Source organism: Prevotella sp. C0209C1 (assembly GCF_056583855.1).
In genome coordinates this window covers 1-14,606 of record NZ_JBWPJP010000040.1, presented here as the reverse complement: position 1 = coordinate 14,606, position 14,606 = coordinate 1, and the positions used below count along the sequence as shown (strand labels likewise).

At 33.9% G+C, this 14,606-nt stretch carries 10 protein-coding genes; all 10 read left to right on the top strand.

The annotated features are described in order from the left end of the window. Nucleotides 1-255: 255 nt before the first annotated feature. A complete protein-coding gene (locus AC1DCD_RS09390; RefSeq protein WP_464641248.1) occupies nucleotides 256-1,206 on the top strand; it encodes a bifunctional hydroxymethylpyrimidine kinase/phosphomethylpyrimidine kinase in 951 nt (316 codons plus the stop codon). Between the two features lie 77 nt (nucleotides 1,207-1,283). Beyond that, on the top strand, nucleotides 1,284-2,159 hold the full coding sequence (gene pdxS, locus AC1DCD_RS09385; protein WP_464641250.1) for a pyridoxal 5'-phosphate synthase lyase subunit PdxS: 876 nt from the start codon (nucleotides 1,284-1,286) through the stop codon (nucleotides 2,157-2,159). Continuing rightward, on the top strand, nucleotides 2,156-2,734 hold the full coding sequence (pdxT, locus tag AC1DCD_RS09380) for a pyridoxal 5'-phosphate synthase glutaminase subunit PdxT (protein ID WP_464641252.1): 579 nt from the start codon (nucleotides 2,156-2,158) through the stop codon (nucleotides 2,732-2,734). Before pdxS ends, pdxT begins: the two co-directional genes overlap by 4 nt. 714 nt (nucleotides 2,735-3,448) lie before the next feature. After that, complete coding sequence (locus AC1DCD_RS09375) at nucleotides 3,449-6,454, top strand: SusC/RagA family TonB-linked outer membrane protein (RefSeq protein WP_308532773.1); 3,006 nt, start codon at nucleotides 3,449-3,451, stop codon at nucleotides 6,452-6,454. 2 nt (nucleotides 6,455-6,456) lie between these two features. Continuing rightward, complete coding sequence (locus AC1DCD_RS09370; RefSeq protein WP_464641254.1) at nucleotides 6,457-8,043, top strand: RagB/SusD family nutrient uptake outer membrane protein; 1,587 nt, start codon at nucleotides 6,457-6,459, stop codon at nucleotides 8,041-8,043. A 54-nt stretch (nucleotides 8,044-8,097) separates the two neighbouring features. Beyond that, complete coding sequence (locus AC1DCD_RS09365; RefSeq protein ID WP_060933234.1) at nucleotides 8,098-9,135, top strand: glycoside hydrolase family 18; 1,038 nt, start codon at nucleotides 8,098-8,100, stop codon at nucleotides 9,133-9,135. A 5-nt stretch (nucleotides 9,136-9,140) separates the two neighbouring features. Then, nucleotides 9,141-10,277 (top strand): DUF1735 and LamG domain-containing protein, encoded by a 1,137-nt coding sequence (locus AC1DCD_RS09360; protein ID WP_464641256.1) that lies wholly within the window; start codon nucleotides 9,141-9,143, stop codon nucleotides 10,275-10,277. Between the two features lie 66 nt (nucleotides 10,278-10,343). Beyond that, nucleotides 10,344-11,717, top strand: a complete 1,374-nt coding sequence (locus AC1DCD_RS09355; protein WP_464641258.1) for a BT_3987 domain-containing protein — start codon at nucleotides 10,344-10,346, stop codon at nucleotides 11,715-11,717. Nucleotides 11,718-11,833: 116 nt separating this feature from the next. Beyond that, nucleotides 11,834-13,654, top strand: a complete 1,821-nt coding sequence (argS, locus tag AC1DCD_RS09350; RefSeq protein ID WP_464641260.1) for an arginine--tRNA ligase — start codon at nucleotides 11,834-11,836, stop codon at nucleotides 13,652-13,654. A 41-nt stretch (nucleotides 13,655-13,695) separates the two neighbouring features. Beyond that, nucleotides 13,696-14,163: an RNase H family protein gene (locus AC1DCD_RS09345; RefSeq protein ID WP_008450789.1), complete on the top strand. Its 468-nt coding sequence runs from the start codon at nucleotides 13,696-13,698 to the stop codon at nucleotides 14,161-14,163. Nucleotides 14,164-14,606: the final 443 nt, after the last annotated feature.

Here is a 14,606-nt window from a genome sequence, read left to right as displayed (position 1 = left end):
ACGGTGGTGTGAGAGGTCGGTGAACACGAAAGTAGGAAATAAACACCTATGATTAGGGTTTACCTCCTACTCGATTTGAGATTTATTATTTGTTTGATAATTTAATGTGAATTAGTCGAGCTTACATTAAATTATGGCTTTATAGATATGAATGTTTAGTAAAACTTTAGTTTTTTTTGTCAGTTTACAAACGTTACTTGCACATATAAAATATTTATTTTTACTTTGTAAGTATAGTAAAAGAGCTTAATATATATGGCTATTATATTATCCATAACAGGATCTGATGGTACTGGTGGTTCAGGTATTCAGGCAGATATAAAAACTATATCGTCCTTAGGAGGCCGTGCTGTATCGGCTATTACTTCTATAACGATGCAGAACACTTTAGGTATTCAGTCGGTGTACGACTTGCCTGCAGCTACTGTTCGTGGACAAATAGAGGCAATTATCAATGATGTACAGCCAGATACGATGCGTATAGGTTTGGTTCGTAATGCCGAAACTTTAGCAGTTGTTGTGGAAACGTTGCAGAAGTATCGTCCTAAATTTGTAGTTTATGACCCTGTTATAACTGCAAGTAATGGAGACGAATTATTATCAGATGATGTTGTAGCATTAATACGCTGCAAGTTGTTGCCTTTATGCTCTATTGTAGTGTTAAGAGAACGGGATAAAGAAAAGTTTACTGAAAGGGATTTCTTTGAAGATACGCGTGTTATAGTGCTTGATAATCCGCATGGTCATGGCTTTTCTAATGTTTTTTCATCGGCATTGGCAGTATATCTTAATACAGAAAAGTTAGTAAATAGTGCCATTGCTAAAGCCATGGACTATGCTAATACTTTTGTAAAACATGAAGTAAGCCTGATAGGACGCAGTGCGCAACTTTATAACGAGTTCTTAACAGCAGTACAGCAGCATAATGCTACTAATAGAGATGTAGCTTTTTATGCTGATTGCTTAAACGTTTCTCCCACTTATCTTTCGCAGGTAACTCATAAGGTGTCAGGTAATAATCCTAAGAATATAATAGATAAAGCTTTGACAGAAACTATTTCTAACCGACTATTATCTACTATGCTTACTATACAAGAGGTGGCGTACAACTTTAAGTTTGGCTCGCAAGCACAGTTTACAAAGTATTTTAAGAAGCAAACCGGACTTACACCAAGTGAGTTTAGAAGGAGAAATAGTAAGCGTTAATGTTTTTGTGAGCTTTATTATCGCTTACATTTATACACTTTAGAAAGACAGAATAACAATTTAAAATATTTAATAAGATGAGTAACGAAAGACAAACATTAAACCGCAATTTAGCACAAATGTTAAAAGGTGGTGTTATTATGGACGTAACAACTCCTGAACAAGCACGTATAGCAGAGGCTGCTGGTGCTTGTGCCGTAATGGCATTGGAACGTATACCTGCGGATATTCGTGCTGCTGGCGGTGTTAGCCGTATGAGCGATCCTAAAATGATTAAAGGTATACAAGCGGCAGTTACCATTCCGGTAATGGCAAAATGTCGTATAGGTCATATAGCTGAAGCGCAAATTTTACAGGCTATAGAGATAGATTATATAGACGAAAGCGAAGTGCTTTCGCCAGCAGATAATGTTTACCATATAGATAAGACACAGTTTGATGTGCCTTTTGTTTGCGGTGCTCGTAATCTTAGTGAAGCTTTACGCCGAATACAAGAAGGAGCTACTATGATTCGTACTAAGGGTGAGCCGGGTACAGGAGATGTTGTGCAAGCAGTATCACATATGCGCTTGATGCAAGCAGAGATACGTCGCTTAGTAAGTATGTGCAGTGATGAGCTTTTTGAAGCCGCTAAACAGCTACAAGCTCCTTATGAATTGGTAAAGTGGGTTCATGAAAATGGTAAATTGCCTGTTGTCAATTTTGCTGCTGGTGGTGTGGCTACACCTGCCGATGCTGCTCTCATGATGCAGTTAGGTGCAGAGGGTGTGTTTGTAGGTTCTGGTATTTTTAAGAGTGGTAATCCTGAAAAACGTGCAGCAGCTATAGTTAAAGCTGTTACTAATTATAACGATCCTAAGGTATTGGCAGAAATTTCGGAAGACTTAGGTGAAGCTATGGTTGGTATCAATGAGCAAGAAATAGAGGTAATAATGGCAGAACGTGGGCAATGAGAGTAGCAATATTAGCACTTCAGGGAGCTTTTCTTGAGCATGAAGAGATGCTACAACGTTTAGGTGTAGATTTTTTTGAAATACGTAAACTATCAGATTGGCAGCAATCTAAAGATGCTTTAATTATTCCGGGTGGAGAAAGCACTACTATAGGAAAACTTCTTGTCGACTTAGGTTTGCAAGTTCCTATTCGAAAGTCGATAGAAGAAGGCTTACCTGTCTTTGGTACTTGTGCAGGATTAATCTTGTTGGCTAAAAACGTTGAAGGCGATAGCGAAAATACGCATACACAGTCTCAGCTTGCTGTAATGGACATAACTGCCATGCGTAACGCTTATGGTCGTCAGTTGGGTAGTTTTTATACCATCGCACCATTTGAGGGAATTTATGAAGATGTTCCTATGACTTTTATACGTGCTCCTTTTATAAAAAAGGTGGGCAGTAAAGTAAAGGTTCTTTCTGTAGTTAATGGTAATATAGTAGCTGCGCGTGAGCGCAATATGCTTGTTACTTCATTTCACCCAGAGCTTAATAGCGACACACGAATACATCAATATTTTTTAGATATGATATAATACTGTATCGTATATGTAATGATAAAATGTATATACCGTTGTTTGATGTAATATAAATAATAGTATTTTACGTAGCAAACTATGACCTGTTTCCTTGCAAAAGCTGATGCTTAGTGTGAGGAAATGGGTTTTTATTTATAGAAAAATAAATTAAAAATAGACAAAAAATAAATTAAAAACAGACTAAAAATAACCTAATTTTAATAGTAAAGGGTGTTGTTTTTATGTTTAATATCTTATCTCACGCCGTTAGAGACATTATTTTTAGTATGTAAGAAAGTGATTTTAATAGCTGTTTTGTCTTATAATAAAAAGGCAAAGTAAGAAAAATAATCTTTAGATACCATTAAAAATGCTTATAGCAGTATTATGGAATAGTGTAAAAAAAAAGTTTTAAAAATATAATATTTTTTTACTTCGTTTGGGTATAAATAATTATCTTTGCATTGAATTAGAAATATTATAATTAAAAACCTTTTTACCTAAATAAAAAGAATGTTACTTTATGGGATAAAGTAGTATGAGGCGTATATAGATATGTCTTGTTATTGCGGTTCCATTAATATATTTAAATTATACAATTTTACAAACGATATTTTATTAGTTTAATCCTAAAATAGTAGTATGATTAAAGATCTATTCAATTTTTCGTATTCAAAAGTTCGGAGGATAAAGAAAGTTTTCATAGCTTTTGCTGTAATGTTTTCTTTGTCAATGTCGGCTAATGCGCAGACAAACAATGTTACAGGTAAGGTTATCGATACCTCTGGCGAGCCGCTCATTGGTGTAACTGTTAAGGTAAAGGGAACAAATAAAGTTGCCGTTACCGATTTAGATGGTATGTTTTCCATAAAAGCTAATAATGGGGACATATTAGAGTGTTCTTATATTGGTTATCTGTCAAAGGAGCAAAAAGTAGTGGCAGGTACACAGAGCATATTGCTGAAAGCGGATACCAAAGAGCTTAATGAGGTAGTTGTTACGGCTCTTGGTATAAAGCGTGAGCAGAAAGCTTTAAGCTATAATGTGCAGCAGGTCAAAGGAGATGATATGTTGAAAAACAAAGATGCTAATTTTATTAATTCTTTGAATGGTAAGGTTGCAGGTGTAAATATTAATACATCTTCTTCAGGTATAGGCGGAGCGTCAAAGGTGGTGATGCGAGGAACACGAAGTATAGAGCAAAGTAGTAATGTCTTATATGTAGTTGATGGTATTCCTATGTTTAACCAAGGAGAAGAAGGTGGTTCTGAGTTCGATTCTAAAGGTGTTACAGAAGCAATTGCGGACATTAATCCAGCAGATATTGAGTCGATGTCAGTGCTTACAGGTGCTGCAGCTGCAGCTTTATATGGTAATCGTGCATCAAATGGTGCTATTATCATTACAACAAAGAAAGGAAATATAGGAAAGACCGAATTTACAGTAAGTCAGACAACAGAGGTAGCAACAGCTTTTCGTTTACCAAAATTTCAAAATCGTTATGGTACTGGTAGTAGTATTCATGATAATGGTACAGATTCTTATAGCTGGGGAAAGCTGCTTAATGAAGCTAATTATCAGGGATATGACCCTTTAAAGGATTTCTTAAAAACAGGTATTATAACAACAGAAGGCTTTACACTTTCTACAGGAACTAAGACTAACCAAACGTTTTTTTCGGCTAATGCTTTAAATAGTAGTGGAATAATCCCAAACAATCATTATAATCGCTATAACTTTTCTATTCGTAATACAAGCAAATTGCTTGATAATAAAATGACATTAGACTTAGGAGCAAGTTATATTATACAAAACGATCGCAATATGACTAATCAGGGTGTTTATGGTAATCCTTTGCTAACAGCTTACCTATATCCACGAGGTAACTCAAACGAGAGCATGAAGATGTATGAACGTTGGGATAGTCAGCGTGGTATATATGTACAGAATTGGGGTAATCTTCTTAGTGAATATGTTGGTCAGAATCCTTATTGGGTAGCGTATCGTAATGTTCGTACTAATAAAAAATATCGTTATATGTTTAATGCAGGTATTAGCTATATGTTAAATGATTGGTTAAGTGCCAGTGCTCGAATACGTATAGATAATGCAACGAACTCTTATGAAGTAAAAAATTATGCAACAACTAATCGTACTTTAGCAGGGGTTAATGGCTCGTATGCCTTGCGTAATACAGATGATAAGCAGACTTATGGCGATATGATGATAAATGCCAATAAAAGTTTTTTACATGACAAGTTATCTTTATCAGCCTTTTTAGGTGCATCTATTTCAGATATTAAGCAATGTGGTTTTGGTAATGATGGTTCCATTCGAGAGGATCTTATTCCAAATGTCTTTAATATTTACCAGTTAGATGGTAAGACAGAAAAGAAAATACAAGAAGGTTATCATGACCAAACAAAATCGTTATTTGGAAGTATGGAAATAGGTTTGGCTAATCAGCTTTATCTTACAATTACAGGACGTAATGATTGGCCATCAATGTTAGCAGGTCCACACTCTAATACCTCTTCTTTCTTTTATCCTTCTGTAGGAACATCATGGATAGTTTCAGAGACTTTTAAATTGCCAAAACAGATAAATTATTTAAAGGTGCGTGGGTCTTTTGCAAAAGTAGGTATTCCTTTTCCAAGATGGTATGCTAACCCTGTATATGAATGGGATAATAATAATAAACAATGGAAAACACAGACCATTTATCCTATTTATAATTTAAAACCAGAAACAACTAACTCTTTGGAGTTTGGTTTGCAAACAAAGTTGTTTAATCATTTCAATCTTGATGTTACTTATTATGTAACACGCACTTATAATCAAACCTTTAATCCAGATATTTCTGTGTCGTCAGGATATAGTGCCTTATATATACAGACCGGAGACGTGTCTAATAAAGGTATAGAACTGTCTTTAGGATATAATAAGAAATGGGGAAATTTCGTATGGTCTACTAACTATACTTTATCAGCTAATAAGAATAAGATAAATGAGCTGGTACGTAATTATGTACATCCAGAGACAGGAGTTATAATAAATAAAGACCGTTTGGTTATGGGTGGTTTAGGTAATGCTAAATTTATATTAAAAGAAGGAGGAACTTTAGGCGATCTTTATTCTACTGTAGATATTAAACGCGATAGTGAAGGGAAAGTATATGTAGATAATAATGGTACTGTTTTCCGTAATAATAATGTAGGAGAGATATACCTCGGGTCTGTATTACCTAAGAGCAATATGGCTTGGCGCAACGATTTTAGTTATAAAGGTTTTAATTTTGGCTTTATGATAACTTCGCGTTTTGGAGGTATTGTTTATTCAGCTACACAAGCTACTTTAGATAAGTATGGTGTATCAGAATCTTCTGCAGCAGCACGTGATAAGGGTTATGTGTTAGTAAATGGTGAAGATAGAATCTCTCCAGAGGCTTGGTATTCGGCAATCGGACAAGCTGATGGCATTCCACAATATTATACTTATAGTGCTACAAATATTCGTTTACAAGAAGCTATCCTTGGATATACATTTAAGAAGAAACAACTCTTTGGATTAGGAGAGTTATCTTTGTCTATAGTGGGGCGTAACTTGTTGTTTTTATATTGTAAGGCTCCTTTTGATCCTGAATCTACTGCTACAACAGGCAACTATTATCAAGGTATTGACCGTTTTATGACGCCAAGTACAAGAAATATAGGTTTTAATGTGAAACTTAAATTTTAATTATGAAGATGAAACATATTATAGTATATTTATTAACTGTAGCCACTGGGGTTTTTATAACTGCATGTACAGATGGATATGAATCAATGAACAGAAACCCTTATGGGGTAGATAGTAAAGAGATGCAGCGCGAAGGGTATAGCTTAAGTTCTGCTATGGTCAATTTATCTGATTGGGCTATTCCTGCTGATATTAATACTTTACAATTTACAGATTGTTTAGGTGGTGGCACTATGGGAGGGTATTTGTCTGATAGTAATTCGGGATTTAATAATAAAAACTTTTCTACATTTGTTCCAGAAGATGGTTGGAGCGCATCTTTGTTTAAAGATATTATACCTAAAGTTTTTGTTAATGTTAAAAAAGTAAGTGAGCAGATGATAGATCCTGTAACAAAAGATACTATCAATCCTGTACCAATAGCTGTAGCAGACATTGTTAAGGTGTTGGCTATGCAACGTATCACAGATGCTTATGGACCTATACCTTATTCAAAGATAGGTCAAAATGGAGAGATTAAGGCACCTTATGATACACAGAAAGATATATATAATAAAATGTTTGAGCAGCTAAATTCTGATATAGAAGTATTGACAAAACATCAAACAGAGGATTTTTCACCAAAAGCCGATCATGTTTATGAAGGTAAGGTGATAAAATGGATTCGTTTAGCAAACTCTTTAAAGCTAAGAATGGCTATGCGTATTGTAAACGTAGAGCCTAAAAAAGCTAAGGAAATGGCAGAAAGTGCCGTCAATCATTCTATAGGAGTGATGCAAGATAATAGTGATAATGCGTTTTATAAACAAGCAGGTAAAAATCCTTTTTATGTAGTAATGTATGAATATAATGGTGGAGATTCACGTGTGAATGCTAATATTATAACCTTTATGAATGGGTATAAAGATCCTCGACGTGAAGCTATGTTTACAAAATCAACATTAGATGGTGCTAATAATGAATATATAGGTTTGCGTAGCGGTATTACTATTCCAGATGCAGATGTGGCACATGCTTATTCTAATTATAATGTTAAGGTCAATACACCCATAATGTGGATGAATGCATCAGAAGTAGCTTTCTTGAAAGCAGAAGGTGCTTTGCGTGGGTGGAAAATGGGAAACGCTACTGCTAAAGAGCTTTATAATAAAGGAATAAAATTGTCATTTGAGCAATGGCAGGTATCAGGCGCAGAGAGTTATATGAACGATAGCGAAAATACGCCAGCTTCTTACATTGATCCAGCAGGTACTTATAGTTTTAGTAAAGTACCTTCTGATATAACAATAAAATGGGAAGATGGAAATTTTAAGAAGAGTTTAGAGCGTATTATTACACAAAAGTGGATAGCTAATTTCCCTTTAGGGCATGAAGCTTGGTCTGAATTTCGTCGTACAGGATACCCTAAGTTAATGCCAGCAGTAGTAAATCTTAGTGCGGGAACTGTTGATAGCAATAGAGGAGCACGTCGCATGATGTACCCTAAGTCTGAAAACAGCAATAATAAGCAAAACTATGAGAAAGCTTTACAATTACTTGGAGGAGCTAACTCACAAGGTATAGATGTCTGGTGGGCTAAGAAAAATTAAAGTTTATATATGGTATTTGTGCTATAAAAACCAATAAAAATTAAGAATAAAAATATGAAATATATTACATTTTCTATGGTTTGTTTGTCTATTGCTATTACTTTTACTTTTTGTTCTTGTAATACAGATGTTGAAACGATAAAGATAAATGAGCCAGAGATATCAACGCAAAACGCTAAATTATATGATAATTATCTTACTAAGCTACGTGATTATAAAGCAAGTAAGCATAAAATAGCAATGGCTTGGTTTGATAATAGTCATTTATATCCTAACTCACAAGGACAGCAAATTAAAGCTATTCCAGATAGTATAGATTATATTGTTCTTACAAATCCTTATTCTATAAATAAGGAGAATTTAGAAAATATGATAAAACTGCGTGAAAAAAAATCAATGAAGTTTTTATATGAGATTAGTTTTGAAAAGATAAAAGCTGTTTATACACTTCAAAAAAAAGCCTTTTTTGAAGTCCCTGAAAATAAAAACAAAAAATATAAAAGTTTTAATGATTATCTAACTGATTCTGTAAAAACATCGTTTGACATCTGTAGCAAGTATAATTATGATGGGATTGTTATAAGTTATAATGGTAAGTTTAAACTTTATATGGAGGATTCTGATAAAAAACTTTTATCAGAATGGGAAAATAACTTTATTGGTATGGCTATGAATTGGGCTAAGAAACATATCGATAAAACTTTAATCTTTCAAGGCAAACCTCAAAATGTTATAAATAAAGAAATATTCAAGTTATCTAAATACATTATTATTCCGTGTTTAGAGGAAGTTTCAGAAGCAGGTGTAATGAAGTGTATTAATAGCGCAGTAGTTGAAGGAGTTCCTTTGAATAAATTTTTACCTGCTGTAATGATGTATACTTTTGATACTACAGATAGTAAAACAGGTTATTGGGTAGGGAAAAAATATGCCGTATTAGGTGCTGCAAAGTGGGCTTCTGCTCAGCATGAATTATATGATATAGCAGGATTAGCTATGATAAACATAAATTCTGATTACTATCACCCGAGTTTTACTTATCCTGTTGTGAGAAAAGCTATTAACATATTGAATCCTTCTATTAAAAACTAAAGATTATGAAGAAGTTTATTAAATATTTACCTTTGATAGTATTGTTGTTTGTAGCTTGTCAGAATGACAAAGAGGAATACTTTACCAATAAGTGTTTTATTGATGCAAAATCAATGATTAATGAGACTATCATAAAGGGTACAATTGGAGATGTGGCAAAGACTTTGAATTTATCATTAGCTCGTCCTGCTGAATATAAAGTTAATGCAGAGTTTGTGGTAGATCCTTCTATAGTAAATACTTATAATAAATCTTATTATGCTAATGCCGTTATATTGCCAAATAAATGTTATGAAGTAGTTAAAGGGAAAGTAACCGTAGGAGTTAATTCGGTAAAATCGACAGATGCGATATTTAAATTTAAGAATTTAAGTTCTTTAAATCGTGATTTAATTTATGTATTACCAATAACAGTAAAAACTGACGATATAGCTTTGTTGTCATCAAGTAAGCATTATTACTATGTATTCCGAGCAGGAGCATTAATTAATGTAGTAGCTGATATTAATAAGAATTATCTAACAGTAAATTGGAAAACTGCATCTGATGTAGAACAAATGCAGAAAGTAACTTTAGAGGCTCTTATAAAAGTGCGTGATTTTAGTCGTTTAATAACAACCGTAATGGGTATTGAGGGTCAGTTCTTATTTCGTATAGGAGATGCTGATAGGAAAGGTAATCAAATTCAGATAGCTACTAATTCGGGGAATTTCCCAGCTCCAGATGCTTCTAAGGGATTACCTATTAACAAATGGATACACGTTGCAATGACTTACGATAGACAGTCTCAAGAAATGATTATTTATGTTGATGGAAAAGAACAATCTAAGGTAAACGCTGGTATTATAAACGTTAATCTTAATGGCTTTGGTGATCGTGCTTTTTTTATAGGAAAGTCTTATGATAATGGACGCTATTTAGATGGTTGGATCTCGGAGGTACGTGTATGGAAAGTTATCCGTACTAAAGAAGAAATATCGTCTCATATTTATTCAGTGGATCCTAAAACTGATGGGCTTGTTGCTTATTGGAAGTTTGATGAGCCTTCAGGAAATATAGTAAAAGATGTTACAGGTAATGGTAATGATGCTATTGCTAATAGTAATCTGTCATGGTTAAATGTTTCTCTTCCTGAGAAATAAACGTGAAAGACATATTACTAATTTATAAAATCATTCATTATCATAAAGATAAAAAACAAAAAAAATATGAAAGCAAATATTCTAAAAATCATGATATTATCTTCTTTTATAGGAGGTTTTATAACGTCTTGTTCGGATAGTGTTGAGTTACCTAAATTAGATGAGAAACGATATGTTAGTTCTGAAAGACCTTTAAGTTTTATAACGGATAAGTATGGGGCTTCTGAAGTAGACTCAATTATCTTTAATAATAAAGGTAAAACAGATATGTATGTTAATCTTAATAGTTCTGCTACAGATGTTGCGAAGTTTACTATAGTTTATAATGCTTCTGTACTTGAGCAGTATAATAAGAAGCATGGAACTAAATATGAAATAATGCCTAAGGAATTGGTGGCTATTGCTACAACGGCTAAGATTCTAAAGGGTGAAGATAAGTCTACGGCAATATCAGTTGCTTATAAGACTTCAGAGCATTTGAAAGAAAATAGCACTTATGCTATACCGTTGTCTATTAACAGTGATAACGGTATAGGTATATCAGAAAGAGGTAATTTTATTCTTTTGGTTCGCGATATTTCTAAGATGCCTAATTGTCATAAGGCACAGCCTTTTATTAATATATCAATGCCTGAGGTAAATGATTCTAATCCTCTTAATGCTCTTTGTTTTACTTTAAAAAATAGTAAGAAATATTTTTTTGATCAGGTAGTGCTTTTTTCTGGCAATATCAATTATAATGAAGAGACTGGGGAGGTTTATAATAAGAATAATGAGAATGTACAACATTTACTTGATTATAAGGAGAAGTATATAGATCCTTTACGTGAAAAAGGAATAAAGGTTATTATGGGTATTTTGCCTAACCATGATCGTGCAGGCATAACTAATTTATCAGAAGAAGGTGCTAAAGCCTTTGCTCGCAATATGAAGGCTATGTGTGATGCTTATGATTTAGATGGCGTGTTTCTGGATGATGAATATGGTAACGAGGGGGATTATCCTGGCTTTGAGCGGTCTAATGTTTATGCAACTTCACGTTTATGTTATTATTTAAAGGAGTATTTAGGTCATAATCGCTTAGTTGAGGTTTATGTATATAGTCGTACAGGTTCATTGGTGCCAGTTAATGGTAAAAAGCCAGGTGAATTTATCGATTTTGCTATACAAGATTATGGCAGATATAGTGATTTGAGTTATAATTATCCTGGTTTAAGTAGAAGAGGCATGATACAAGCTTCTAATGAATGCTCAAGGAATTATTATTCTTCCAATTATTATGCTCAAGATATTGTATCTAAGGGGTATGGTGGAACTATGTGGTTTGGGTTTGATCCCAGTCTTTATCGTATGAATATAAATGCGATGCAGACTATTGCCCGTAGTTTTTATAATGATGATATAGTGTACGATAATAAGCCTTTTCGTAAAGATTGGTAATTATATTTATATGCTATTATAATGAATAAGGGGGCATATCCTTTGTATTTGCTTTTATATTTAGTTGAATTTCTATACCTTTGCAGTATTGAAATATCATAAATATACATATAGAGATGAATATAGAACATCAGATAACAGTTGCTGCATTGTCAGCCATTAAATTTTTATATGGTGTAGAAGTGCCAGATAGCATGGTGCAGCTACAGAAGACTCGTACTAATTTTGAGGGTAATCTTACCCTTGTAACTTTTCCTTTGCTTAGAATATCTAAGAAGAGTGTAGAGCAAACAGGTCAGGAAATAGGCGAGTATCTTTTGGCAAACTGTACGGCTGTTGCTTCTTATAATGTGGTAAAGGGTTTTTTAAACCTTGTAATATCTTCGAAGGCATGGATAAGTTTGCTTAATGATATTAGTTCTAAAGATAAGTTTGGCGAAAAGGAGATTACAAAAGAGAGTCCTCTTGTAATGGTAGAATATTCTTCTCCAAACACAAATAAGCCTCTTCATTTAGGCCATGTTCGTAATAATCTTTTAGGTTGGTCGTTAGCAAGGATAATGGAAGCTAATGGTAATAAGGTTATAAAGACTAATATTGTTAATGATAGGGGTATTCATATATGCAAATCTATGCTTGCTTGGTTAAAGTGGGGTAATGGAATTACTCCGGAAGAGTCAGGTAAGAAAGGCGATCATCTTATAGGCGATTTCTATGTAGCTTTCGATAAGCATTATCGTATGGAGCTAAAAGAGCTTACAGAGAAGTTTCTTGCTGATGGGTTATCTGAAGAAGAGGCTAAGTTGAGGGCAGAGAAGGAGTCGCCATTGATGAAAGAGGCTCACGAAATGCTTGTTAAATGGGAAGCTAATGACCCTGAAGTGCGTAGCCTTTGGGCTAAGATGAACAGTTGGGTGTATGCTGGCTTTGATGAAACTTATAAAGCTTTAGGCGTAAGTTTTGATAAAATATATTATGAGAGTAATACTTATCTTGCTGGTAAGAAGAAGGTAGAAGAAGGCTTAGCCAAGGGGCTTTTTATCCGCAAAGATGATAATTCTGTCTGGGCAGATTTAACAAATGAAGGTTTAGACCAGAAATTATTGCTTCGTGCAGATGGTACATCTGTATATATGACACAAGATATAGGAACGGCTCAGATGCGTTTTACTGATTATCCTATAGATAAGATGATTTATGTTGTAGGTAATGAGCAGAACTATCATTTTCAGGTGCTTTCAATACTTTTGGATCGTTTAGGTTTTAAATGGGGTAAAGATCTTGTTCATTTCTCATATGGCATGGTAGAGTTGCCTAATGGTAAGATGAAAAGTCGTGAAGGAACTGTGGTTGATGCCGACGACTTGATAGAGTCGATGATAGCGAATGCCAAAAAGTTAAGTGAGGATAAGGTAAATAAGCTTGAAGGTATTACTGAAGAGGAGAAAAGCGAAATAGCTCGTATCGTAGGCTTGGGAGCTTTGAAATATTTCATATTAAAGGTAGATGCACGTAAGAATATGTTGTTTAATCCTGAAGAATCGATAGATTTTAATGGTAATACGGGTCCTTTTATACAATATACTTATGCGCGTATTCGTAGTATATTGCGTAAGGCAGAAGCACAACATATATCTATACCAAAGATGCTTTCCGATAAATCTCCTTTAAATGAAAAGGAGATAGCCCTTGTGCAGAAGTTAAATGAGTTTGGTTCTACAGTAGCACAAGCAGGTATAGACTATAGTCCTAGTGGTATAGCTAATTATTGCTATGAGCTTACAAAGGAGTTTAACCAGTTTTATCACGATTATAGCATTCTTGGAGCCGATACAGATGCGGAAAAGATTACACGCTTGGTTATAGCAAATAATGTGGCTAAGATTATTAAGAATGGTATGTCTTTGCTTGGCATTGAGGTGCCAGAACGTATGTAGGATAAAATGAATAAGGATAATTAGCGGAAAATAAAATTTATATGAGCGTTATTATAAATCCTCCTGATTATAGACATGACACGGTGTTGCCTTTACCAATAGAGGTAAAGGCAGCGGCGTGGGCTGTAGATGCAGCTTGCTCGGGTAATCCTGGTAAGATGGAATATCGCGGGATAGACCTTGCTACAGGGCAGCAACTCTTTCATTTCGGACCAATAAAGGGGACTAATAATATAGGTGAATTTCTTGCCATAGTACATGCTTTAGCCTTAATGGAGAAACATAAAATAGCAGATAAGATTATATATAGCGATTCGTATAATGCCATTCTTTGGGTAAATAAAAAGCGATGCAAAACTACTTTATTACGTAGCTCTGAAACCGAAGAGGTGCTTAATATGGTAAAAAGAGCTGAATTGTGGCTTAGAGATCATACTTTTCGTGTGCCTATAGTGAAGTGGGAAACAAGAAGTTGGGGCGAAATACCTGCCGACTTTGGTAGAAAGTAGTCTTAAATTAATGTTTTTTTTTAGACTTTAGTTTTTGTTTTTTTTTGTCATACATGTCTTTTAATATATAAAAGTATATCATTTTAGAAACGAAAACATAAACCATTAAACGGAAAAATAATTTATTTTTATTATATTTTTAATTTATTTTTGAGATAAAAATAACCTATTTTTCTTTTTAAAACATATACTTTTCTTATACTTACTCTTACCTTTTTCTTTCTAAAACATTATCTATTAATACAAGAAAGTTAGTTGTGAACGGATAATTCTTAAAAACTTATTAAGATTGTAGCTAATTAGTCCACCCTTAAAAATCTAATATTCCGCTGACTCACAGTATATTATGCTACAAATCATTTGTTTATATCTGCAAGTTTTTGTACCTTTACATTATAATTCTTGCAGATATTTATGCTTAAACGTACATCCAAACAGCTCTC